Raw genomic sequence first — 24,373 nt, 5'->3', positions numbered from 1 at the left:
CCGTCCCGCCTTGAGGAAACTATACATCCATAAATGTGACAGTATCCGCCACAGTTGCGCGCGACGTGCGGTAGCTGTTCACCTTGTGCGCATGATCCGCATAGCCGAACGAGATACCGCAGACAACCCGGCGGTCGTCGGCCAGGTTGAAATGGCGGCGGATCATGCCGGAATGACGCGCGATCGCGGCCTGCGGGATGGTACCGAGCCCGAGCGCCTGCGCGGCCAGCATGAAGTTCGAGACATAGCCGCCGCAATCGATCGCGCCATAGATGCCGAGCGGCTCATTGGTGTGGATCACGGCAATGTGCGGCGCGCCGAAGAAATTGTAGTTCTCCAGCGCCTGTTTTGCGTAGGCCGCCCTGTCGCCGCGCGCGATGCCGAGCGTGTTGTAGAGCTGGAAGCCGCTTTCGCGGCGGCGCTCCAGATAGACCCCGACATATTCGCGCGGCGGTGTGAAGTCATAGTCCTCACCGAGGCCGCGCGAGGCTTCGGCATAGATCGCCTTACGAAACCGCTCCTTGGCCGCGCCGGAGACGATCAGGACTTCCCAGGGCTGGCTGTTGCACCACGACGCGGTGCGCTGCGCGGTGGCGAGGATGTGCTCGATGACGTCGCGCGGCACCTCGCGCGGCTGGAACGCACGCACCGAGTAGCGCTCGTTGAGCAGCTCTTCCAGCGCGCCGATGCGGTTGTCTTGTTTCACGACAGCGTCCATTGGTGCTCGCTTTCTTGCCCCGGACGCAGCGCAGCACGAAGTGATGCGCTGCTGAGCCGGGGCCCATACAAGAGGTGGGTCCCGGCTCTGCGACACGGCACTACGTGCCGCATCGCGTCCGGGACACGAGAATCGTCAGCGGCCCTTGGTCGGGATCTTGTTGTAGGGCACGTCCTTGTCGACCCGGATGTCGCCCGGCAGGCCGAGCACGCGCTCGGCGATGATGTTGCGCAGGATCTCGTCGGTGCCGCCGGCGATGCGCATCGAGGGCGACGACAGCAGCATCTGCTGGAACTGGCCGTTGGCCTGCTCCTCGTCGGTGCCGGTGAGGCTGCCTGCGGCACCCTCCAGGTCCATCGCGTAGGTCGCGATGTCCTGCAGCATCAGGCCGGAGACGAGCTTGCCGATGGAGTTTTCCGGACCGGGCCGCTCGCCCTTCGACAGCGCCGAGATGGCACGGTAGCTGGTGTATTTCAGCCCGCTCGCCTTCACCGCCCAACTCGCCAGCTTCGAGCGCACCGCCGGATCGTCGATCGCAAGGCCATCTTCCAGCATCAAATTCGAGCAGAACTCGAACATTTCAGGCACGCCGGTCGCAAGCCGCGATCCGATCGACATGCGCTCGTTCATCAGCGTGGTCAGCGACACGCTCCAGCCCTCGCCGACCGCACCCAGCCGCTGGCTGTCCGGGATCACGACGTCGGTGAAATAAACCTCGTTGAACTCCTGCATGCCGTTGGCCTGCTTGATCGGCCTGACCTCGACGCCGGGGCTCTTCATGTCGAGGAAGAACATGGTGAGGCCCTTGTGCTTTGGCACATTCGGATCGGTGCGCGCGATCAACAGGCCGTAATCGGAGTAATGCGCGCCGGAGGTCCAGATCTTCTGGCCGTTGACCACCCAATTGTCGCCCTTCTTCTCGGCGCGGGTGCGCAGGCCGGCGACGTCGGAGCCGGCCGACGGCTCGGAGAACAGCTGGCACCAGATCTCCTCACCGGAGGCGAGCTTCGGCAGATAGCGGCGCTTGGCATCTTCAGATCCCCAGGCCATCACGGTCGGGCCGCACATGCCCTCGCCGATCTGGAACGGCTGGGTCAGCTTGCCGTAGACGCCCTCTTCCTGCTGCCAGATCACGCGCTCGATCGGGGTGGCGCCGCGGCCGCCATATTCCTTCGGCCAGTGCAGGCAGGCCCAGCCGCCTTCCGCCTTCTTCTTCTGCCAGGCCTTGCCGACCTCGACCATGTCGTGCTTGGCCAGCCTGATGCGGCCGAGCGAGGACTTCGAGAGCTCGTCCTCGAACTCCTTCGGCGCGTTGGCGGCGATCCAGTTGCGGGCGATGGCGCGGAACTCGGCTTCCTGCGGCGTGTCATCGAAATTCATGGCGAACCTCTCTTGATTTTCCGCGCGCTCAGGCGCGACCCTTGGTCGGGATCTTGTTGAAGGGAACGTCCTTGTCGACCCTGATGTCGCCGGGCAGACCCAGCACGCGCTCGGCGATGATGTTGCGCATGATCTCGTCCGTGCCGCCCTCGACGCGGGTACCCGGCGCGCGCAGCAGCATCGCCTGGAATTTGCCGGCGACCTCGGCATCCTCAGGCCCGCTCAGCGCGCCGGCGGCGCCCTGCAGATCGAGCGCATAGGTCGCGACGTCCTGGATCATCGAGCCGGCAACCAGCTTGCCGATCGAGTTCTCCGGTCCCGGGCGCTCGCCACGGGAGAGCGCGGAGATCGCGCGCATGCTGGTGTATTTCAGCCCGCTCGCCTTCACCGCCCAGTTCGCAAGCTTGGAGCGCACCGCGCGGTCCTCGATTGCCGGGCCGTCCTCCAGCATCAGGCTGTTGCAGAAATCGAACAGCTCGGGGAAGCCGGTCGAGACGCCGGCGCCGATCGACATCCGCTCGTTCATCAGCGTGGTCAGCGACACATTCCAGCCGTCATTGACATTGCCGAGCCGCTGCGAGTCCGGAATGCGCACGTCGGTGAAATAGACCTCGTTGAAGTCGGAGGCGCCGCTCGCCTGCTTGATCGGCCTGACCTCGACGCCCGGGCTCTTCATGTCCAGGAAGAACATGGTGAGGCCCTTGTGCTTCGCAACGGTCGGATCGCTGCGGGTCAAGAGGATGCCGTAGTCGGAATAATGCGCGCCTGAAGTCCAGATCTTCTGGCCGTTGATCACCCATTCGTCGCCCTGCCTTTCGGCGCGGGTGCGCAGACCTGCGACGTCGGAGCCGCCGGCCGGCTCGGAGAACAGCTGGCACCAGACCTTCTCGCCGGAGGCCAGCGGCGGCAGATATTTGCGCTTCTGCTCCTCGCCGGCGAACGCCATCATGGTCGGGCCGCACATGCCGTGGCCGATGATGAACATCGAGCTGAGACGGCCGAACGGCCCCTCCTCCTGCTGCCAGATCACGCGCTCGATCGGCGAGGCGCCACGACCGCCATACTCCTTCGGCCAGTGCAGGCAGGCCCAGCCGGCATCGGCCTTCTTCTTCTGCCAGGCCTTGGCGACTTCGAGAATGTTGGCGCCCTTGAGCTGAACGCGGCCGAGCGAGGCCTTGCGCAGCTCCTCCTCATATTGCTTCGGCGCATTGGCCGCGATCCAGGCTTTCGCCTCGGCGCGGAATGCGGCTTCCTGCGGTGTGTCGTCGAAATTCATCGCTCTTTCTCTCCTGCGTTCCCCGGACGCCGCGCAGCACGAAGTGGTGCGCTGCTGTTCCGGGGTCCAATGGGTCCGGCTCTGCGGAGCAGCGTTGCACGCTGCACCGCGTCCGGGACACGAGTGCCCGGTTACGCCGCGTTCTTCTTGCGCATGCGATCGATCAGCGCGTCTTCCCAATAGGACAGGCTGCCGAGGCCGAGCGCCACCGCATTGGCGCGGCGGTAGTACATGTGGCAGTCGAACTCCCAGGTGAAGCCCATGCCGCCATGGACCTGGATGTTGTTCTTGGCGCAGTGCTGGAACGCCTGCGTCGCGCTGATGCGCGCGGCAGCAGCCGCTTCCGGCAATTCGCCGGCATTGGTCGAAAGCGCCCAGGCGCCGTAGTAGCAGTTCGAGCGCGCCAGGGTCGCCGAGACATACATGTCGGCCAGCATGTGCTTGACCGCCTGGAACGAGCCGATCGGACGGCCGAATGCGATGCGGTCGAGCGCGTAGTCGCGGCCCATCTCCAGCGCGCGGTCGGCACCGCCGACCTGCTCGAACGCCGTCAACACGGCTGCGCGATCCAGCACCTGGGTGATGACGCTCCAGCCCTCGCCGGTGGCACCGAGCGGCTCGGCTTTGGCGTCCTTGAAGGTGATCTCGGCCTGGCCGCGGGTCAGGTCGATGTTGGTCAGCGACTTGACGTCGACACCGGCGGCCTTGAGATCGACGATGAACAGGGAGATGTCGGACTCGCGGCCGCTCGAACCGGTGCGCGCGGCGACCACGGCGAAATCGGCGATCGCGCCGTCGGCGACCGGCTTCTTGACGCCGTTGAGCACGCCGCCATTGGCCGTGACGTTGACGGCCTTCGGCGACGGATTGCCCTTGCCCTCGAACAGCGCCAGCGTACCGATAGCGTCACCCGAAGCGATCTTCGGCAGCCACTTCTGCTTCTGCGCGTCATTGCCGGCGATCAGGATCGCTTCGGCGGCAAGATACACGGTGGAGGAGAACGGCACCGGCGCCAGCGCGCGGCCCATTTCCTCCGCGATCACGCAGAGCTCGAGATGGCCAGCGCCGGCACCGCCGAACTTCTCCGGGATCGCGACGCCGAGGAAGCCCATCTCGGCGAGCCCCTTCCACAGTGCCTTGTCGTAGGGCGCCTTGCCGTCGAGCACCTCGCGCACGGCCTTCGGCGGGCATTGCTCGCTGAGGAATTTCCGCGCCTCGTCGCGCATCTGCTTCTGTTCGTCGGAGAAATCGAAATTCATGGCGCTACCTTCTTGGTTCTTGTCGTTTCAATTCGCCGTCATTCCCCGATGCGCAATTGCGCATCTGAGGGCGCGCGAAGCGCGAGGCCGGAATCCATTGAGCCGCAGATGATGTGGCTTGATGGATTCCGGGCCTGCGCCCAAGTGGGCGCATCCCGGAATGACGAATGGAGAGAGCATGGGCTTCATCACAGCACGATCACCTCATCGCCGGGCTTGCCGGCGTAGAGCCGCTCCACCAGCGCGGCCCGGCGTTCGAGGCCGGCGCGCTGGTTGATGTAGCCCTTGTCGGTGAGCTCGTTGCCATCGATCGACGGCGGCTCGACCATCAGCATCGCGCGCGCGATGCGCATGCTGCTGCCGGTGCAAGATGCATTGTGCGCCTGCAGACCCTTCCTGAGGCAATCGACCACCTCGGGATGCCGGATCACGTCCTCGTAGCTCGCATCCGCATTGCCGACGAGCTGGCGGCAGGCATGCAGGTTGGGCCAGCACAACAGGCCGATGAACTCGCGGTCCTGCCCCGCAACCAGCGCGTCGTGCACGACCGGCGTCGCGGCAGCGATCGCATCGGTGCGCAGCGAGCCGACGTGGACGAAGGTGCCGGTGGTCAGCTTGAAGTCCTCGACCACGCGGCCGGCAAAGATGATGCCCTGCAACGGATCTTCGGGATCGACGAACACGCCGGCATCGCCGATGCAGTAAAAGCCTTCCTCGTCGAACATCTTGGCCGTGAGCTCCGGCTGGCCGAAATAGCCGGGCGTGACGTTGACGCCGCGCAGCCGCAATTCGTATTTCGAGCCGCACGGCACCATCTTCAGCTCGACGCCGGGGAACGGCAGGCCGATCAGGCCGACGCGCTCGGTGTCCCAATAGGTGCCGGTCGAGGTCGGCGCGGTCTCTGTCGAACCCCAGCCGGTGTAGAACACGATGCGCTCGCCTGCGGTCCTCACCGCCAGCGCCTGCATGCGGTCATAGAGATCGTCGGGCAGCCGGGCGCCGCCATAGGCCATGATCGAGAGGTTCTTGAAGAAGCTCCGGCACAGCGCCTCGTCCTTCTCCATCGCGGCTGCGAGCGCGGCATAGCCCGCCGGCACGTTGGCGTAATAGGTCGGCGACACCTCGCGCAAATTCCTGATGGTCTCCTCGAGCTGGCCTGGCATCGGCCGGCCGTCATCGATATAGAGCGTGCCGCCATCGACCAGCACCGGATTGAACGCGGCGTTGCCGCCCATGGTGTGGTTCCACGGCATCCAGTCGAGCACGGTCGGGATCGGGCCGGCCGTTTCACGCGGGCGGACCTGCATCATCATCGCCGCGTTGGCGCACATCATCTCTTGGGTGTTGATGACGGCCTTGGGCATGCCGGTCGAGCCCGAGGTGAACAGCAGTTTGCCGACGGTGTCGGGCGCGATCTTCGCGATCGACGCGCCGACATCGGCTGTCACCGGCGTTGCTGCGAGCTCGGCGAAGGCTGTGCTCTTGATCCCCTCGCAGGGACGAAGGACGTGAACGACCGTGATGCCGGTAAGATCGATCGCCTTCAACGCCTTCTCGAAGGTCGGGCCGTCCTGCACCATCACGACGGCAGGCTTGATCAGGTTGAACAGGTATTTGAGCTTGAGGTGATCCTGGCTCATCAGCGAATAGGCCGGCGACACCGGCGCGGCCGGCAGCCGCGCCTGCATCGCGGCCTGCGTCATCAGCGCGTGCTCGATCGAATTACCTGACAGGATCGCGACGGGCCGGCCGTCGCCCACGCCGAGACCGAGCAGGCCTTGCGTCAGCGCATCGACGGTGCGCTTCGCGTCACCATAGGAGACCTTGCGCCACTGCCGGTCGGGACCGCCACGCTGCGCCAGCCAGATCCGCTCCGGGGCCTGCGCCGCCCATTTGGCGAGATAGGCCGGGATGTGGGTCTCGTAGGCTTGCAGCGGAATCCGCGACTTCAGGACGACGGTACCGTCAGTGCGCCGCTCGACCGCGATGTCACGCGCGAGCCAATCCACCTTGCGAAAGGCTGGCTTCGTCAGCATCGCCGCGTCTCCATCCATTTTGCGTCTCCCGGAATTCTTGTCCTTTTGAGGATCTGTTCTCAGCGCCTGATATAGACAGGCTTTCGTTTCTCGAGAAAGGCCTTGATGCCTTCCTGGAAATCTTCCGAGCGGCTGCACAGCACCTGATTGCGATCTTCCATCGCAATCACGGCCTCGATCGAGCCGGCATCGACGCTCATGTTGATGCATTCCTTCGAGAGGCGAAGGCCGACCGGCGAGGCCGTCATCATCGCCTCGACATAAGGATTGGCAGCAGCGTCGAGATCGGCGGCCTCGACCACCTCGGACACCAGGCCGACCGCAAGCGCGCGATCGGCGTTGATGAAGCGTCCGGTGAGGATCAACTCGGAAGCGATGGAGACGCCGACGAGGCGCGGCAGGAAGTAGCTGGTACCGATGTCGCAACCGCCGAGGCCGAGCTTGATGAAGGCGCAGTTCATGCGCGCGTTCTTCGCGGCGATGCGGATGTCGGCCGCGAGCGCCAGCGCGAAGCCGCCGCCGGCGGCGGCACCCTGCACCAGCGCGATGATCGGCTGCGGACAGCGCCGCATCAGCATCACGATGTCGGCAATGCGGCGCTGCGAGTCGAGCGACTCGGTGACGCCGGGTAGCTCGGTCTGGCCGCCGCGGCGCGCCATCGCATGCTTGAGGTCGAGCCCGGCGCAGAAATTCGCGCCGGCACCCTTGAGCACCACGACCCGGGTGTCGCGGTTGCGCTGAAGGCCCTGGAAGTAAGTATTGAGCGCATCGATCAGCGCAGGATCGAGCGCGTTGAGGCTCTCGGGGCGATTGAGCGTGACCCAATCGACTCCATCGTGATGTTCGATCAGCAGCGGCTGAGACACGCGTCACACTCCTGCATTTGCGGATGCGGTGTCGATAACTGCGCCCTCTCCCCTTGTGGGAGAGGGCATGTGCGTAGGTCACCGCGTGTTCGCTTGGGTGAGGGGTCTATCTCCGCGGAGAGAACCCCTCATCCGTCGCGGACTGCGCATAGCCGATGCAAAGCATCGGCGTCCCTTTTAAGGACGGCGGCCAAAGGCCGCCTATGGCCACCTTCTCCCACAAGGGGAGAAGGGAAGTGCGGCATCTGTTAGCGCGGCGCCATGCGGATGGCGCCGTCGAGGCGGATGGTTTCGCCGTTGAGCATCGGGTTCTCGACGATGTGAACGGCGAGGTTGCCGTATTCCGAGGCGTCGCCGAGGCGGGCGGGATGCGGCACCTGGGCGCCCAGGCTCTTGCGGGCTTCCTCGTTGAGACCCATCAGCAGCGGCGTCAGGAACAGGCCCGGCGCGATGGTGTTGACGCGGATCTTCAGGCTGGCGAGGTCGCGCGCGGCCGGCAGGGTGAGACCGACGACGCCGCCCTTCGAGGCGGAATAGGCGATCTGGCCGATCTGGCCTTCATAGGCCGCGACCGAGGCGGTGTTGATCGCCACGCCGCGCTCCTCGCCGATCGGGGCTTCGGTCGCCAGCCGCTCGGCGAACAGCCGCAGCACGTTGAAGGTACCGATCAGGTTGACGTTGATGATGCGGACGAACTTCGCCAGCGGATAGACGCCGTCCTTGCCGACGATGCGCTGCGAGCCGCCGATGCCGGCGCAGTTCATCAGCACGCGCGCGATGCCGTGCGCGGCCTCGGCCTTGGCGATCGCGGCCTTGATCGCTTCTTCGTCGGTGACGTCGGCGTGCAGGGCGACGCCCTTCACCTCGGCGGCGACCTTCTCGGCGTTTTCCTTGTTCTGGTCGATCACGCCGATCTTGGCGCCCTTGGCGGCCATGGCGCGCGCGGTCGCGGCACCGAGGCCGGAGCCACCGCCGGTGATGAGAACGGCAACGTCTTTCAACTGCATGGGAACAACCTTTCCTTGGGCGTTTCTTCTCTGGACTTGAACTTTGTTATCCGGCGGCGACCGCAGCCGTTTCCTTATCGGGATTGAGCACGCCGCCGAAGATCAAGGCTTCCATGTGCTTGATGTATTCGCGGCAGACCTCGTCGGTGACCGGACCGACGCCGACCGCGCGCGACATCGCGTGGCGGCCGAAGAACAGGTGATCGCAGGCGCCGATCAGGCTGGTGTAGAACAGCACCGGATCGATCTTGCGGAACTCGCCGGCCTTGATGCCCTCGGCGAGCAGCCGGCGATGAAAATCCAAAAGCGGCGCGACGAAGAATTTCGACACCTCGTTCGCAGCAGCAGTCGAGCTCTCGTGCAGGAGATAATGAATCAGCCGGTTCATATAGGGGAACTGGTGATAGGCGCGGATGATGCCGCCGATATGCAGGCGCAGCTTCGCGGACGGCGTGATCGGCTGGCCGATGAGATATTCGAGCTGCGAAATCTCGGTGGCGGCGTCGCGCGCGAGCAGCGCCAGCAACAGCCCGTCCTTGTTGCCGAAATGATATTTCACCAGCGCAGCGTTGACGCCCGACTTCTGCGCGATGTCGGACAGCGAGACCTCGATCGAGGCGCGCTCGATCATCAGCTCGCTGGCTGCGACCAATAGCTTGTCGGCAGTGGCATTTTTGCCGGCCGGAAGTTTCGTCGGTACGCTGGTATTCAACTGCGCTCTGGTCCCGCTCTGTGTCCCCGGCTGTTCCCTAGCTGTTTTTTGGCTCGCCGGTAAATCGAGGCCGCACATAAGCCCATGGCGGGGCTGCACTCAAGAGTTAATTGATTGATTGACTAAATGCTGAGCCGCCCCTTAAATCCGGCCCAACTTTCAAAACCGCCCAATCCAGAAACATCAGGGAGATCAGACATGGCCGAGGCATATATCGTCGCCGCCGCTCGCACCGCGGGCGGCCGCAAGGGAGGGCGCCTTTCCGGCTGGCATCCGGCCGATCTGGCCGCGACCGTGCTGAATGCGCTGGTCGAACGATCAGGCGCCGACCCCGCGCAGGTCGAGGACGTGATCATGGGCTGCGTGATGCAGACCGGCGAGCAATCCACCAACGTCGCGCGCAACGCGGTGATGGCCTCTAAGCTGCCGGAGAGCGTGCCCGCGACCTCGATCGACCGCCAGTGCGGTTCCTCGCAGCAGGCGCTGCACTTCGCGGCGCAGGCTGTGATGAGCGGCACCATGGACTGCGTGATCGCGGCCGGCGTGGAATCGATGACCCGCGTGCCGATGGGGCTCGCCTCCTCGCTGCCCGCCAAGAACGGCTTCGGCCACTACAAGAGCCCGGGCATCGAGGCGAAGTATCCCAACATCGTCTTCAGCCAGTTCACCGGCGCGGAGATGATGGCCGAGAAGTACGGCCTGTCGAAGGACGAGCTCGACGAATACTCCTACAACAGCCATCAGCGCGCGATCGCGGCAACGCAAGCCGGCCACTTCAAGGACGAGATCGTGCCGGTGACAATCACCCGCGCCGACGGCTCGACCGACATCCACCACATCGACGAAGGCATCCGCTTCGACGCCAGCCTCGACGGCATCAAGGGCGTCAAGCTGATCGCCGAGAACGGCAAGCTGACCGCGGCCAGCGCCAGCCAGATCTGCGACGGCGCCTCCGGCGTGATGGTGGTCAACGAGAAGGGCCTGAAGGCGCTCGGCGTCAAGCCGATGGCGCGCATCCACCACCTGACCATGATGGGCGGCGACCCCGTGATCATGCTGGAAGCGCCGCTGCCGGCAACCCAGCGCGCGCTGCAGAAGTCCGGTATGAAGATCGACGACATCGACCTGTTCGAGGTCAACGAGGCCTTCGCCTCGGTGCCGACCGCGTGGCTGAAGACCACCGGCGCCGATCCGGCCAGGCTCAACGTCAATGGCGGCGCGATCGCGCTCGGCCATCCGCTCGGCGGCAGCGGCACCAAGCTGATGACGACGCTGCTGCATGCCCTCAAGCAGCGCAACAAGCGCTACGGCCTGCAAACCATGTGCGAAGGCGGCGGCATGGCCAACGTGACGATCGTCGAGCGGCTGTAAGAAGCGCTTGGCCTTTAAGAAGCGTTTGAGAGGCCGCAAGAGCCTCCATACAAAAGGTGTCGTCCCGGCCTCGAGCCGGGACCCATATGTGGACGGCCCCCGTGGCACAAGAGCTTTCTGAGTAGATCGGATCGCTGCATCCATATGTCCGGCCTGTTGATGCGACACGCAATGGTCGCTGGCCAAGATGGGTTGCGCGACGCGAGCTCCAAACAACCCCGCGACCTGTTGGCGGCCAATGGGTCCCACGGACTGTCTCGCATCGTTGATCGACCGATTGCTCCATCTGCTCTTGCAGCTTCCGGGTCGGCTGGTGGGCGAACCCGCCGGCCGGCCAATCTGTTAGGCGGCGGCCGCCATGGCATTGAGCCGCGCGGCATCGTAACTCTCGCCCGTCGCCATCAGCTTCCAGGCGATGCGGGCAACCTTGTTGGCGAGCGCCACGGCGGCCAGCTTCGGCGGCTTGCGCTTGAGCAGCGCCAGCAGCCAGCGCGACGGATGGCCTCGGCCCCGCCGAACCTGCTGGATGACCGCAGTCGCCCCAACCACGAACAAGCGGCGCAGGTCTTCGTCACCGGCCCGCGTGATCTTGCCGAGCCTGGTCTTGCCGCCGGTGGAATGATCCTTCGGTGTGAGGCCGAGCCAGGCCGCAAAATGCCGGCCGGAGCGGAACGCATGCGGATCGGGCGTCTTCATCACCAGCCGTGTTGCGGTGATCGGGCCGACGGATGGGATCTGCGCCAGACGCCGGCTCAGCGCATCGGCGCGGTGCCAGGCCATCAGCCTAACCTCGAGTTGCTTGAGCTCGGCTTGCAGAGCAGCGTATTGGCGTCCCTGCACCGCAAACACCTCGCGCGCCATGGTGGGCAAGCTCTCGTCCTGCGCGATCCGCGCCAGCAGCGGCTCGATCTTGTCGAGCCCCTTGGGCGCGATCAGGCCGAGCTCCGCCGCATAGCCGCGGATCGCGTTGCTCAGCTGGGTGCGCCGGGCGATCAATCCATCGCGCAGCCCCGCCAGCATCAGCGCGGCCTGTTGCTCGGCCGTCTTGACCGGCACAAAGCGCATGTTCGGCCGGTCCATCGCTTCACATAGCCCTTCTGCATCGCGCCCGTCATTCTTGTTCCGCATCACGTAAGGCTTCACCAATTGCGGGGCCATCAGCCTCACCTCGTGACCGAGCTTGCCAAGCTCCCGCGCCCAATACTGCGAAGCTCCGCAGGCCTCCATCCCGATCACGGTCGGCGGCAATTTGGCGAAGAACTCCAGCACTTGCTTGCGCGATAGCTTCTTGCGCAGCACCACCTGCTCCGCCGCATCAACCCCATGCAGCACAAAAATATGCTTCGACGTATCCATTCCAATGCGGATAATCTCTCCCACGGACGGCTCCTTTGTCTGAGATTTGCAACAACCTCATTCTGGCACACTGATGCCGTAGGGGGCCGTCCACACCATCAACCACAGGTCGATGTGGTTAGGGCGAGCTGAGGCCCCAGCTCATTTCAATAAATAAAAGCAGTGGTTATGGGTCCCTGCTTTCGCAGGGACGACCACCTTGTTTGAGGAAACATCTTTGACCCATCCGTCCATCCACGCGCGCAACCATCCGGACAAGATCGCCTACCAGATGGCGGCGTCCGGCAAGGCGATCACCTATCGCGAGCTCGACGAGCTCTCGAACCAGGGCGCGCATCTGTTCCGCTCGCTCGGCCTGAAGGCCGGCGACCACATCGCGCTCCTGATGGAAAATCGCCTCGCCTTCATGGAGATCTGCTGGGCCGCGCAGCGTTCGGGCCTCTATTACACGGCGATCAGCCGCTATCTGACGGAAGAGGAGATCGCCTACATCATCAAGGACTGCGGCGCGAAGGTGTTCATCACCACGCCGCAATGCGCCGACAAGGTGAAGGGCCTGATCAAGGGCGAGCCGGGCGAACCGCTGTTCTACATGATGGATGAGCCGGCACCGGGCTTCCGCTCCTACGACAAGGAGGCCAGCGCACAGCCGACCACGCCGGTTGCCGACGAGGTCGCCGGCTACGACATGCTGTATTCCTCCGGCACCACCGGCCGGCCCAAGGGCATCAAGAAGGAGTTCGAAGGCAACCGGATCGACGTGCCGAACCCGTTCCTGCGGATTCTCACCGCCGACATGTGCGGCATGAACGCCGACTCCGTCTATCTGTCGCCGGCGCCGCTCTATCACGCGGCTCCGCTGCGCTTCAACATGATGGCGACCGTGCTCGGGGGCACCTCCGTCATCATGGAGCATTTCGACGCCGAGGAGTTTCTAAAGCAGGTCGAGAAGCACAAGGTGACGCAGTCGCAGCTGGTGCCGACCATGTTCGTGCGCATGCTGAAGCTGCCCGACGAGGTCCGCGCCCGCTACAAGGTCTCGTCGCTGAAGGGCGCGATCCATGCCGCGGCGCCCTGCCCGGTCGACGTCAAGGCGAAGATGATCGAATGGTGGGGACCGATCCTGATCGAGTATTATGCCGGCTCCGAAGGCAACGGCGTCACGGTGTCGACCTCGCAGCAATGGCTGACCCATCGCGGCACGGTCGGCCGCGCCGTGGTCGGCAAGGTCAAGATTCTCGACGAGAACGACGAGGAGGCGCCGACCGGCCAGATCGGTCAGGTCTATTTCGCCGACGCGCCCGCGTTCACCTATCACAACGATCCCGAGAAGACGAAGAAGGCCTACAACGCCAAGGGCTGGTCGACGCTCGGCGACGTCGGTTACCTCGATGAGGAAGGCTTCCTCTATCTCACCGACCGCAAGAGCTACATGATTATCTCCGGTGGCGTGAACATCTATCCGCAGGAGACCGAGGACGTGCTGATCACGCATCCGGCGGTCTCGGACGTCGCGGTGTTCGGCGTGCCGAACGAGGAGATGGGCGAAGAGGTCAAGGCCGTGGTGCAGCCGCACGACATCACCAGGGCCGGCAAGGAGCTGGAGGCCGAGCTGATCGCCTTCTGCCGCCAGCATCTGTCGCCGATCAAATGCCCGAAGAGCATCGACTTCGAAACGGAGCTGCCGCGCACCCCGACCGGGAAACTGGTGAAGCGCCATCTGCGCGACAGGTACTGGCCGAAGACTCCGGCGAAGGCGTGATTCCTCTTATCCTCCCCTGGAGGGGTCGAGACGAGCGGAGCTCGCTCTGGGATCGGTTCGCATGAAATGCGAACCGAGGTGGGGTGACAGCCTATCAGCTCGCGCTCTGCCGTGTTGAGAGACCACCCCACCCCGCCTCACATCTCGCTGCGCTCGCTGTGAGCCGACCCTCCCCCTCCAGGCCCCTCCAGGGGAGGGTGAAGGACGGACGACGCTTCCCCCGTTTCCAATTCTAGCGTTACGCAGCACTACAAATCCTCCGCCGGTCCGCATGCCACCGACGCCGCGGCACGCAAATGCAGTTGGCCGTGCTTGCCCGATGCCGTGGTGGTCCATTGGGCATCGATTTGCTGAAGATCCTCCGACAGCTTGCCGCGGTGGCTGCCGTCGGTCTCGAACGCCCCGTTGCCATCGGGCGACTGTTCGAATATCTCGACCTCGAGATCGGACAGCCGGATGAACATCTGCACACTGATCCTGGTCACGTGACGGCCGACCTCATATGAACCGCAGCCGCGCGCTTCCGCGTTCTGCTCGTTCAGGGCCTGCACCTTGTCGAAGGTGATGACGACGTTCTGCACCGTGTTGTCGCCATCCCAGAGGAATTCGCCGATATAGGCGCGCGGCAATTTTTCGGTGAGCTCCTTCATATCGGCCGCCCGCGCCGCCGACGTCAGCAACAGGCCCGCAGCGACGAGTGTCAGGCCGAGACGCGACATCCAGCCGGGCAGCTCTGCAATCCTCGCGTGGCGCATGCGGTATCCATCCCGTAGCCAAAGTTGCTATCGTGAATCAATGGCCGCCAGCATACAGCCAAATGCGCTGGTTGTGCGGCGATGCCCAACAGGTGATCTGCACGATGGAAACGCTTCCCGACGTCCCGCTCCCCGCCACCATCCGCTCGCGTTATGTCGACGGGATCAACGGCCTGCGCATGCATGTGCTCGAAGCGGGCTTCGAAACATCCGGCCGGCCTTGCCTGTTGCTGCTGCACGGCTTTCCGGAGCTGGCGTTTTCCTGGCGCAAGGTGATGCCGAAGCTCGCCACGGCCGGCTATCACGTGATCGCGCCGGACCAGCGCGGCTATGGCCGCACGACCGGCTGGAGCGCGGATTATGACGGCGACCTCACATCATTCCGCCTGCCCAATCTGGTGCGCGATGCGCTCGGGCTGGTCGCGGCGTTCGGCTACACGCACGTCGACGCCGTGATCGGGCATGATTTCGGTTCATCGGTCGCGGCATGGTGCGCGCTGATCCGCCCCGACGTGTTCCGCGCGGTCGTGATGATGAGCGCGCCGTTCTCGGGGCCGCCGTCGCTGCCGCTCAACATCGCGAACGAACCGGCGAAACTCGCGGGCGAAGACCCCGTGCATCGCGAGCTGGCGGCACTGCCGCGTCCGCGCAAGCATTACCAATGGTACTATTCGACGCGCCCAGCCAATGCCGACATGCATCGCGCGCCGCAGGGCGTGCACGACTTCCTGCGCGCCTACTACCATCACAAGAGTGCGGACTGGCAAGACAACAAGCCGTATCCGCTGCAATCCTGGTCGGCAGGCGAGCTGGCCAAGCTGCCGACCTACTATGTGATGGATCTCGCCAAGGACATGGCCGCGACGGTCGCCGAAGAGATGCCGTCGCGCGAGGCGATCGCCGCCAACACATGGTTGCCGGACCGCGAGCTCGCCTATTACAGCGCTGAGTATCAGCGCACGGGATTCCAGGGCGGGCTGCAATGGTATCGCTGCGGCACATCAGGCGCGTTCACGGCGGAACTGCAGACCTGGAGCGGCCGCAGCATCGACCAGCCGTCCGCGTTCATCTCGGGCAAGCAGGATTGGGGCACCCATCAGCGGCCCGGCGTGTTCGAGGCGATGCAGACCAGGGCCTGTACCAAAATGATCGGCTGCCATCTGGTCGACGGCGCCGGTCACTGGGTGCAGCAGGAGCAGCCGGAGGAAGTGAGCCGCCTGCTGCTGCAGTTCCTCGACCGCGCAAGCTAGAGCCACTTCGGTTCTGATCGAATCAGTCGCTCTAGATTCTTGTTCTGGCAAGTTTTCTTCACGCGAACCGGCATCCGTCCCGCGTCAGATGCGGATGCGTGCCGCCACGATCCCGTCACAGGGCGTTAATGCGCGGTTCACGAAACATTGGGCAATGATTGGCGTTGCTAGAAACCGGCACTCGGTCCGGCGACTTTTGAGGAGAGCAAAGATGGATAGGAAAATCGCTGGACTTCTGGGAGCGGTGGCCGCGTTCGGCGCGGTCGGTGCCGCCGAAGCTGCGCCTGGGCCGAACCCTGCCGACGTTCTGCAGGCGAACTCATACGCGGACCTGCTGGAGCCGATCTCGAACGCCTCCGCAAAGCTGCAGGCGCTCGACGAGGCTGCGCCCGCTCCGGTCCGCGAGAACGTGCAGCTTGCACAGTACTACTACCACCACCATCATCACCACCACCATCATCACGGCTACTATCGCCGCGACTACTACGATCGCCCGGTCATCGTGGTGCCGCGCTATCGGCGCTATCACCATCACCATCATCACCACCATCATCATCACAGCTTCTACCGTCGCGATTACTGAGCGATGGCGACCGATCGGCGATACCACAACGGGGCCCGCGGGCCCCGTTGTTTTGTCAACCATGATGCTGCATCTCGCTCAATCGTTGCGCGCCTTCTCCTTTGCGGCGCGGTGCAGATGGCGATATGTGCCGTCGAACACCGTGTCCGATGACGACGTCCATTCCGTTCCGGCGGCCAGTTTGGGCCGATTGTTGTAGATGCGGCGTGCTTGCAATTCGCGTTCGGCGGCCTCCTCCTCGCCCATCTGCTCGAGCTGAAAGTTCGCTTCCTCGGGGATCACGATGATCTGGGCGAATGGCTCGTTCGGCCGAAAAATGTGAGTGCGCCCTTCCGCCGGCGCCTTGAACACCGTGAAGAACATCATCGGCCACCAATTGCGCACGAGCGCCGGAACGGCGATTGGCACGGTGTCGGTGCGATCGGTGTAGAAGCGCGGATGCGGTTCGGTACGGATCGCCATGCCCTTCTCGACCTTGAGGTCGAGCAATATCTGATAGGTGTAGAACGCGTCGCCGAAATTCCGGAACGGCGGCCACTGCACGCCGCTGTCCGGCGGCTCACCCCAATCGGCGTCGAGCTGCAACCTTCCGTCCTTCGTGGTGACGTGCAGCTCGAAATCATAGGGATAGAACAGCTCGATCCCGTATTGCGCGCCTTCCGAGAACGGCACGCAATGCCACACCTGCTCGCGCGAACCATCGCTGCGCGGCTCACGGTTGCCGGCCCAGCCCGGAATCTCGAGTTTCGTCCGCCGCGGCGCTAGTCGCGCGTCATTCAGCCGATATTTGACCCTGTCCATACAATCCCCTTGTCAGCCATAGGAACTCGAACGGGCACAGGACGGCCCGGTTCCCTTCATCGTGATCACGAACAGGGCCATAGCGCGGCTTAGTGGATTGACCCCAGCACGGTCTACCAATATTAGAATTATTCTAATTCTAAACTCCGTAAACAAGGCGTTGCCGTGAAGAATTTCGCCGATTTGACCGAGCGCGAGGTGCTGGCGGTCGCGATTGCCTCCGAGGAGGAGGACAGCCGCATCTATATGTCATTCGCCGAAGACCTTGCTGGCCGCTATCCCGATACCGCAAAGATCTTCGAGGAGATGGCGGAGGAAGAGCGCGGCCATCGCCATCGACTGCTGGAAACCTATGAGCAGCGCTTCGGCCCGCATCTGCCGCCGATCCGGCGCGAGGACGTCAAAGGCTTTCTGCGCAGGCGCCCGACCTGGCTGACCAAGAACCTGCCGCTCGACACCATCCGCAAGGAAGTCGAGACCATGGAGCTGGAGGCCGAGCGCTTCTATGCCCGGGCTGCCGAAAGGGCCGAGGATGTTGGCGTGCGCCGACTGCTCGGCGATCTCGCCGAGGAGGAGAAGGGCCACGAGAAGCTCGCGGTGCGCCTGACCGGCGACATCCTCAAGCCCGACGTGCGCGCGGAGGAAGACCGCACGCGGCGGCGGATGTTCGTGCTGCAATATGTGCAGCCGGGCCTCGCCGGACTGATGGACGGCTCGGTCTCGACGCTGGCGCCGCTGTTCGCCGCCGCCTTCGCCACGCATCACAACTGGCAGACCTTTCTGGTCGGCCTCGCCGCCTCGATCGGCGCCGGCATCAGCATGGGCTTTGCCGAGGCGCTGTCCGACGACGGGTCGCTGACCGGGCGCGGCTCGCCCTGGCTGCGCGGCCTGACCTGCGGATTGATGACGACGGTCGGCGGCCTCGGCCACACCATTCCCTATCTGGTTCCCGACGCCTGGCCGAATGCATTCTGGATCGCGACTGCGATCGCCGGGATCGTGGTGTTCTTCGAATTGTGGGCGATCGCCTTCATCCGCTCGCGCTACATGGACACGCCGTTCCTGCAGGCGGTGTTCCAGATCGTGCTCGGCGGCGCGATCGTGCTCGCGGTCGGCATATTGATCGGCGCGGCGTAGCGCGGAACCGAGGTATCTGATGTGCCGTCTCCGCAAACATCGCGTTCTGGCCGGCACAGCATTGACCTTCCTGGGCGCGCTCGGATGTAGCGGTCGCGCGCAAGCGGCCGACGAGATCCAGGTCTACAATGCCGGCATCGCGGCGGTCGGCCAGCTCACCGTCCAGCAGCATCTCAACTATGTCGGCATCGGCCAGAAGGACCCGCCATTTCCCGGCGGCTTCCCGTCCAACCAAAGCCTCAACGGCACGCCGGAGTTTGCCTATGGCATGACGGATTGGTGGGAGCTCGGACTCTATCTCCCGTTTGCCGTGCAGGACCGGCAATTCCTGTCCGACGCCTTCAAGCTGCGCACGCTGTTCGTCTCGCCGAACGCCGACAAGCGCAACCTGTTTTACGGCATCAATTTCGAGCTCAGCTACGAGATGCCGAAATTCGCGCAGACCCGCTGGGGCCTGGAGATTCGGCCGATCATCGGCGTGCGCACCGCGGACTATGAATTCATCGTCAACCCGATCGTCGACGTCGGCTTCGGCAAATATGGCGAGGCGGATTTCGCTCCTGCCGCGCGCGTAGCGCGCAAGCTGAAGGACGATGTGTATGTCGGCCTCGAATACTACGCCGACTTCGGCAAGATCGGTGCCTTCAGCCCGCTCGCCGAGCAGCAGCACACATTGTTCGCGGTGACCGACTTCAAGGTGGGCGATGTCGACATCGACTTCGGCGTCGGCTACGGCCTGACGCGGGCATCCGACCGGCTCGTCGTCAAGACCATCATTGGATACGCCTTCCCGGTGCCCGGGACCAAGGAGAACAGCGAGCGCGCCAGCGCGAGCGGCCCCATCAATCCAATGGCGCATCTGTCGGCGCGCAGCACGCCTTACTAGGCGCGCCTCGGGCGCGTCGGCATCAAGCACTACTCGATGATCACGATCGCGTCATGCGATGTGTGACGCCGACACTGCGCAGCAGCGCAATTGCGATCAAGCCGGTCTTGCCCGTCCGCTCCATTCTGCGCATGATCGCCGCCAAAATCAGGGAGCACGCCGTGGCCAAATCGCAATACAGTTTCAAGACCGCCGTCGAACTGTCGAAGGCGCTGCGCAACAAGCAGGTCTCTGCCGTCGAACTCGCAGAAGACGCGATCGGCCGCATCGAGCGTCACGACGGCAAGGTCAACGCGGTCTGCGTGCGCGACTTCGAGCGCGGCCTCGCTGCGGCCCGCGCCGCCGATGCGGCCATCGCACGCGGCGAGCACAAGCCGCTGCTCGGCATTCCCATGACGGTGAAGGAATCCTTCAACGTTGCCGGATTGCCGACCACCTGGGGCTTCCCGCCGCAAAAGGATTTTGTGCCGGCTGAGGACGCGCTCTCGATCACGCGTGTGAAGGACGCCGGCGGCGTCATCCTCGGCAAGACCAACGTGCCGGTCGCCCTCGCCGACTGGCAGAGCTACAACGAGATCTACGGCACCACCAACAATCCCTACGACCTCGGCCGCACTCCGGGCGGCTCCTCCGGCGGATCATCGGCGGCGCTTGCCGCTGGCTACGGCGCATTGTCGCTCGGCTCCGACATCGGCGGCTCGCTGCGCGTGCCGGGATTCCACTGCGGCATCTATGCGCACAAGCCGACCTTCGCGCTGCTGCCGTCGCGCGGCCATACCCCGCCGCCGCTGCCGCCACTGCCGTTCGATCGCGATCTTTCCGTGATCGGACCGATGGCGCGCGGCGCGGCCGACCTCTCCCTCCTGCTCGACGTGATGGCCGGTCCCGATCCGTTGGAAGCCGGCAAGGCCTACCGGCTGGACCTGGCGGCGGCGCGCCACACCGTCTTGAAGGATTTCCGCATCCTCGTGATCGACAGCGATCCGGTGATGCCGACCGACAAGGTGATCCGGGGAAGCATCGACAAGCTCGCGAGCAATCTCGACAGGGCCGGCGCGAAAGTGTCTCGCTCGAGCCCGCTGCTGCCGGACTTCGCTACATCGTCGCGGCTTTACATGCGGATCCTGCTGTCGTTCCTGGGAGCGACCTTCGCGCCGGAGGTTTATGCGGGCGCCTGCGCGGCGGCAGCCGCGCTGCCGGCCGGCGACACCAGCCTGCAGGCCGAGCGGCTGCGCGGTATCGCGCTCAGCCATCGCGACTGGGTGATCGCCGACGGCGGCCGCACACGGCTGCGCGCGCAATGGCGCGAGCTGTTCAGATCGTTCGACGCCGTGATCTGCCCGATCATGCCGACGCCGGCCTATCCGCATGATCACTCGCCCGACCAGGAGCAGCGGCGGATCCTGATCGACGGCGAGCCGCACGTCTACACCGACCAGCTCGCCTGGCCCGGCATCGCAACGCTGCCCGGCCTGCCCTCGACTGCGATCCCGACGGGCTTTGCGCCCGACGGATTGCCGGTCGGCGTGCAGATCGTCGGTCCCATGCTGGAAGACCGTACGCCGCTGAAGCTCGCCGAGCTGATCGAGCGCGAGTTCGGCGGCTTCGTGCCGCCGAAGATGTTCGACGATTGAGTGCGACGCCACCGTCATTGCGAGCGAAGCGAAGCAATCCATATACCCGCGGAGACATGGATTGCTTCGTCGCTTCAGCGCAAAATTGCTTTGCAATTTTGTCGCGAGCTCCTCGCAATGACGATGGGGCGAGATGGGAGAAAGACCAATGAGCAACGATCTCGAAGAGCTCACAAAGCTCAACAAGGACTACGTCGATTCAGTTCAGAACTGCGACGTCAAGCGTTTCGATGAAATCCTGGCGCAAGACTTCTACTGCACCAATCCCGACAAGAGCCTGGTCGATCGCGCCACCTTCCTGAAGCAGACGGCCATCCCGGTGAAGATCAAGGGACTGAAGGCCGAGGACGTCAAGATCCGCATCCTCGGCGATTTCGCCATCATCCACGCCCAGACCAGCTACACCGGCGCGGACGGCGAGCCTGCGCACGGCCGCTACACCGATTGCTGGGCAAGGCAGAATGGCAAATGGCTCGCGGTGTCTGCACACGTCGCACGGTGAGCGCAACGTTCGCAGTGTCACCCTCCGCTGTCATGCCCCGCTTCATGCGGGGCATCCAGTACTCCGCGGCTGCAGTTGGCGTACACAACACCGGCCGCGGCGTACTGGGTCGCCCGGTCAAGCCGGGCGACGACAAGTTCGTCAGCTGTCGAACATGATCACGCTACGCAGCGTCTTGCCGGCTTTCATGTTGGCAAAACCCTCGTTGATCTCGCTGAGCTTCAACTTGGCCGAGATCCAGTCCTCGAGATGCAGCTTGCCGCGCATGTAGAAGTCGACGAGGCGCGGCATGTCGACGCGGAAGTGGTTGGAGCCCATCGACGAGCCCTGGATACGGCGCTCGCGCAGGAAGTCGAAGCCGTGCAGCTCGATCTTCTGGCCGAACGGGATCATGCCGACGATGGTCGCGGTGCCGCCCGCCGCCAGCATCGCGAAGGCCTGCTCGGCGGTCTCCTTGCGGCCGAGCACCTCGAAGGAGTGATGCACGCCGCCGCCGGTCAGTTCGCGCACCTGCTGGACCACATCGCCGCGCGCGGGATCGACGATGTCGGTGGCCCCGAGCTTGGTCGCAAGCTGCAGCTTCGCCGGATTGGTGTCGATCGCGATGATGCGGCCGGCGCCGGCGATCTGCGCGCCGTTGATCGCGGCCATGCCGACGCCGCCGCAGCCGATCACAGCGACGGTCTCGCCGGCGGTCACCTTCGCGGTGTTCACCACGGCGCCATAACCGGTGATGACGCCGCAGCCGATCAGCGCGGCGAGATCGAGCGGCATCTCCTTCTTGATCTTCACGATGGCGTTCTCGTGCACCAGCATCTGCTCGGCGAAGGACGACAGATTGAGGAACTGGTTGAGCTTCTCCTTCCGGCCCCAGGACAGCCGGTTGGAGGCGCCGGGCAGCATCTTCACCGTGGTGTCGGTGCACAGCACGGTGCGGCCGGTGGTGCAATTGTCGCAAGTGCCGCAGAACACCGACAGGCAGGTGACGACGTGATCGCCGGGCTTCACGTAATTGACGTCGGAGCCGACCTTCTCGACCACACCGGCCGATTCATGGCCGAGCACCGCCGGCAGCGGATGCGGATAGAGACCCTCCATGAAGTGCAGGTCGGAATGGCAGAGGCCCGCAACCGCGGTGCGGATCAGGACCTCGCGCGGCCCCGGATTGGGCACGCTGACATCCTCGATCACCAGCGGCTGATTGACTTCATGCAGGACGGCGGCCTTCATCGGGATCTCCCTTGGCGTTTCTGATTGTTTGAACGGTGCGCTCGCGCGGCAGACTACGCCGCCGATAGCAATTCGCCAACCTCGGCCATGCCCACAGTGCGATCGCCGAGCAGGTGCTCGGTCATCCTGCGCTGAACGGTATTTTCCGTAAGCCGGAACGGATCGCCCGGCATCACGCGGTGATCGATCACCATCCGCGACAGCAGCAGCCGGCGCGCATCGCCGCGCATCTCGTGGATACGACCGCCCTCCCACGCCAGCGCCACGGCGCTCGCGACGTGATAGAGCAGGCTGGTGGCGCGCCGCGCATCGCCCTCATTGTCGATGCGGCCTGCGACTTCGCGCGCAAACCCGATCGCACGATCGCTGAGATCGCGCAGCCGATTGCGCCACCCCTCGGGCACATTCGGGCTGTCATCGAGCCGCGCATGCAGATCGGCAGCCAGCGCATTGTCGGCGCCATGACGTCCGACCGCGCGCTTCAGCGCATCGATCGCGACGATGTTGCCGGTGCCCTCCCAGATCGAGCCGAGATGCGCATCGCGCAGCAGCCGCGGCGTGACGAATTCCTCGATGTAGCCGATGCCGCCGCGCATCTCCATCGCGTCGCCGCAGACTTTTCGGGCGTCGCGGGTGGCGCGGAATTTCAGGGTCGGCGTCAGGATGCGGAGCAATGCCGCGGCATCCTGGCTACCGGCCTCGGCGCGGTCGAGCGCATCGGCGGTCAAAAAGCTCATCGACAGCGCCTGCTCGGTCGGCAGCATGATCTTCATCAGCTGGCGCCGCGCCAGCGGCAGGTCGATGATCCGTTGGCCGAACACCACGCGGCTCCTCGCGACGGTGATCGCGTCATGCCAGGCGCGGCGCATCAGCGCGGTCGACTTCACGCCGTTGGACAGCCGCGACGAATTCACCATCTCGGCCATCTGCACGAAGCCGCGGTCGAGCTTGCCGACGGCGTAAGCGATCGCACCGTCGAGCTTGATCTCGCCCGAGGCCATCGAGCGGGTGCCGAGCTTGTCCTTCAGGCGCACGATCCGGTAATGGTTCTGCGAGCCGCCATCGAGGAAACGCGGCATCAGGAACAGGCCGACGCCACGGGTGCCCGGCCCCGCGCCTTCGGGGCGCGCCAGCAGCATCACCACCTTGGCGTCGGCGTTCGAGCAGAACCACTTCTCGCCATAGAGCCGCCAGTGGTCGCCCTCCTGCACCGCACGCGTGGTCAGCGTGCCGACGTCGGAGCCGCCCTCCTTCTCGGTCATGAACTGGCCGCCCTGCGTCAATCTGCTCATGTCGGTCTGGGTCAGGCCGTCGAGATATTTCGCCTTCAGCGCCTCGCTGCCGAAATTCGCCAGCAGCTTGGCGCAGCCATCGGTGACGTTAATCGGACAGCCCATGCCGAATTCGGTCTGGTTAAACAGGAAGGTGAAGGCGTGCTTGGCCACAACAGGATATTTGTCGGGCCAGCCCATGATGCCCTTGCGGATCGACAGCGCGTGAATGCCGAACTCGCCGAACGCGGCCTTCTCGATCTCGCGATAGGCCGGATGATATTCGATTGTTTGCACGTCGCGGCCGAACTTGTCGCGCTGGTGCAGCACCGGCGTGTGACGGTCGGCAAGCCGTGCGCATTCGTCGAGATAGCCGCCGGCCAATCCGCCGAGCCGGTCGAGATGCGGCTCGATGTGACGGAACAACGCCTCGGGCAGATGCAGTTTCAGAAGATCGGTCAGCGCCGGATCGGCCCGGTAGAAATTCATTCCCGTCGTATCGGGCGCCAACAGGCCCGGCTGGTGGCTGGCGGACGACGTTCTCAGATCCTGCTTGTGCGGCTGCATTGAATTCCCGGCTG

Annotated in this window: 21 protein-coding genes; 8 read left to right on the top strand and 13 right to left on the bottom strand. The window is 64.5% G+C overall.

Features of this window, described 5'->3' with window-relative positions; translation table 11 throughout:
- Window positions 1–19: 19 nt before the first annotated feature.
- The 8 genes from ACE10Z_RS02855 to ACE10Z_RS02820 all read right to left on the bottom strand — a co-directional run bounded on the left by ACE10Z_RS02855 (window position 20) and on the right by ACE10Z_RS02820 (window position 9,254).
- Window positions 20–718 (bottom strand): nitroreductase, encoded by a 699-nt coding sequence (locus ACE10Z_RS02855; protein WP_375786587.1) that lies wholly within the window; start codon window positions 716–718, stop codon window positions 20–22.
- A 135-nt stretch (window positions 719–853) separates the two neighbouring features.
- The gene (locus ACE10Z_RS02850) at window positions 854–2,098 is read right to left on the bottom strand and encodes an acyl-CoA dehydrogenase (protein WP_375786586.1); all 1,245 of its coding nucleotides are present in this window, start codon (window positions 2,096–2,098) and stop codon (window positions 854–856) included.
- 28 nt (window positions 2,099–2,126) lie between these two features.
- Window positions 2,127–3,374: an acyl-CoA dehydrogenase gene (locus tag ACE10Z_RS02845; RefSeq protein WP_375786585.1), complete on the bottom strand. Its 1,248-nt coding sequence runs from the start codon at window positions 3,372–3,374 to the stop codon at window positions 2,127–2,129.
- Window positions 3,375–3,505: 131 nt separating this feature from the next.
- Window positions 3,506–4,633 (bottom strand): acyl-CoA dehydrogenase family protein, encoded by a 1,128-nt coding sequence (locus tag ACE10Z_RS02840; protein WP_375786584.1) that lies wholly within the window; start codon window positions 4,631–4,633, stop codon window positions 3,506–3,508.
- A 188-nt stretch (window positions 4,634–4,821) separates the two neighbouring features.
- The gene (locus tag ACE10Z_RS02835) at window positions 4,822–6,687 is read right to left on the bottom strand and encodes an AMP-binding protein (protein ID WP_375786583.1); all 1,866 of its coding nucleotides are present in this window, start codon (window positions 6,685–6,687) and stop codon (window positions 4,822–4,824) included.
- Between the two features lie 41 nt (window positions 6,688–6,728).
- Window positions 6,729–7,535 (bottom strand): enoyl-CoA hydratase/isomerase family protein, encoded by an 807-nt coding sequence (locus ACE10Z_RS02830; RefSeq protein WP_375786582.1) that lies wholly within the window; start codon window positions 7,533–7,535, stop codon window positions 6,729–6,731.
- Between the two features lie 248 nt (window positions 7,536–7,783).
- Window positions 7,784–8,542, bottom strand: coding sequence for an SDR family NAD(P)-dependent oxidoreductase (locus tag ACE10Z_RS02825; RefSeq protein WP_066513200.1), 759 nt, complete (start codon window positions 8,540–8,542; stop codon window positions 7,784–7,786).
- A gap of 46 nt (window positions 8,543–8,588) precedes the next feature.
- A complete protein-coding gene (locus tag ACE10Z_RS02820; RefSeq protein WP_375786581.1) occupies window positions 8,589–9,254 on the bottom strand; it encodes a TetR family transcriptional regulator in 666 nt (221 codons plus the stop codon).
- Window positions 9,255–9,452: 198 nt separating this feature from the next.
- Between ACE10Z_RS02820 and ACE10Z_RS02815 the strand changes: the two genes are divergently transcribed.
- Window positions 9,453–10,625 carry an acetyl-CoA C-acetyltransferase gene (locus ACE10Z_RS02815; protein WP_375786580.1) on the top strand — a complete coding sequence of 391 codons (1,173 nt, stop codon included), beginning with the start codon at window positions 9,453–9,455 and terminating at the stop codon, window positions 10,623–10,625.
- Between the two features lie 342 nt (window positions 10,626–10,967).
- Here ACE10Z_RS02815 and ACE10Z_RS02810 read toward each other — a convergent pair whose 3' ends face one another.
- Window positions 10,968–12,005: an IS110 family transposase gene (locus ACE10Z_RS02810; protein ID WP_375784156.1), complete on the bottom strand. Its 1,038-nt coding sequence runs from the start codon at window positions 12,003–12,005 to the stop codon at window positions 10,968–10,970.
- 193 nt (window positions 12,006–12,198) lie between these two features.
- Here ACE10Z_RS02810 and ACE10Z_RS02805 point away from each other — a divergent pair, with 193 nt between their 5' ends.
- Window positions 12,199–13,743, top strand: coding sequence for an acyl-CoA synthetase (locus tag ACE10Z_RS02805; protein WP_375786579.1), 1,545 nt, complete (start codon window positions 12,199–12,201; stop codon window positions 13,741–13,743).
- Window positions 13,744–13,991: 248 nt separating this feature from the next.
- Here the strand turns inward: ACE10Z_RS02805 and ACE10Z_RS02800 are convergent, their stop codons facing one another.
- Entirely contained in the window at window positions 13,992–14,498 is a 507-nt protein-coding gene (locus ACE10Z_RS02800; protein WP_375786578.1) for a hypothetical protein, read from the bottom strand.
- A gap of 104 nt (window positions 14,499–14,602) precedes the next feature.
- On the opposite strand from ACE10Z_RS02800, the gene ACE10Z_RS02795 reads away from it, so the two are divergent.
- Both ACE10Z_RS02795 and ACE10Z_RS02790 read left to right on the top strand, forming a co-directional pair.
- Window positions 14,603–15,748, top strand: coding sequence for an alpha/beta fold hydrolase (locus ACE10Z_RS02795; RefSeq protein ID WP_375786577.1), 1,146 nt, complete (start codon window positions 14,603–14,605; stop codon window positions 15,746–15,748).
- A gap of 211 nt (window positions 15,749–15,959) precedes the next feature.
- Window positions 15,960–16,331 (top strand): hypothetical protein, encoded by a 372-nt coding sequence (locus ACE10Z_RS02790; protein ID WP_194458035.1) that lies wholly within the window; start codon window positions 15,960–15,962, stop codon window positions 16,329–16,331.
- Window positions 16,332–16,409: 78 nt separating this feature from the next.
- Here ACE10Z_RS02790 and ACE10Z_RS02785 read toward each other — a convergent pair whose 3' ends face one another.
- Complete coding sequence (locus ACE10Z_RS02785) at window positions 16,410–17,132, bottom strand: hypothetical protein (protein WP_375786576.1); 723 nt, start codon at window positions 17,130–17,132, stop codon at window positions 16,410–16,412.
- A gap of 165 nt (window positions 17,133–17,297) precedes the next feature.
- On the opposite strand from ACE10Z_RS02785, the gene mbfA reads away from it, so the two are divergent.
- The 4 genes from mbfA to ACE10Z_RS02765 all read left to right on the top strand — a co-directional run bounded on the left by mbfA (window position 17,298) and on the right by ACE10Z_RS02765 (window position 21,291).
- Window positions 17,298–18,269 (top strand): iron exporter MbfA, encoded by a 972-nt coding sequence (gene mbfA, locus ACE10Z_RS02780; RefSeq protein WP_375786575.1) that lies wholly within the window; start codon window positions 17,298–17,300, stop codon window positions 18,267–18,269.
- Between the two features lie 19 nt (window positions 18,270–18,288).
- Window positions 18,289–19,155 (top strand): hypothetical protein, encoded by an 867-nt coding sequence (locus tag ACE10Z_RS02775; RefSeq protein WP_375786574.1) that lies wholly within the window; start codon window positions 18,289–18,291, stop codon window positions 19,153–19,155.
- Window positions 19,156–19,316: 161 nt separating this feature from the next.
- Window positions 19,317–20,789 (top strand): amidase, encoded by a 1,473-nt coding sequence (locus tag ACE10Z_RS02770; protein ID WP_375786573.1) that lies wholly within the window; start codon window positions 19,317–19,319, stop codon window positions 20,787–20,789.
- Window positions 20,790–20,937: 148 nt separating this feature from the next.
- Window positions 20,938–21,291 carry a nuclear transport factor 2 family protein gene (locus tag ACE10Z_RS02765; RefSeq protein ID WP_375786572.1) on the top strand — a complete coding sequence of 118 codons (354 nt, stop codon included), beginning with the start codon at window positions 20,938–20,940 and terminating at the stop codon, window positions 21,289–21,291.
- A 141-nt stretch (window positions 21,292–21,432) separates the two neighbouring features.
- Here ACE10Z_RS02765 and ACE10Z_RS02760 read toward each other — a convergent pair whose 3' ends face one another.
- Complete coding sequence (locus ACE10Z_RS02760) at window positions 21,433–22,521, bottom strand: Zn-dependent alcohol dehydrogenase (RefSeq protein ID WP_092119616.1); 1,089 nt, start codon at window positions 22,519–22,521, stop codon at window positions 21,433–21,435.
- Window positions 22,522–22,574: 53 nt separating this feature from the next.
- Window positions 22,575–24,359, bottom strand: a complete 1,785-nt coding sequence (locus tag ACE10Z_RS02755; RefSeq protein ID WP_375790086.1) for an acyl-CoA dehydrogenase family protein — start codon at window positions 24,357–24,359, stop codon at window positions 22,575–22,577.
- Window positions 24,360–24,373 lie beyond the last annotated feature (14 nt).

It is taken from the genome of Bradyrhizobium sp. Pha-3 (assembly GCF_042258615.1).
GTDB lineage: Bacteria > Pseudomonadota > Alphaproteobacteria > Rhizobiales > Xanthobacteraceae > Bradyrhizobium.
This window is presented reverse-complemented; position numbering and strand designations above follow the sequence as displayed.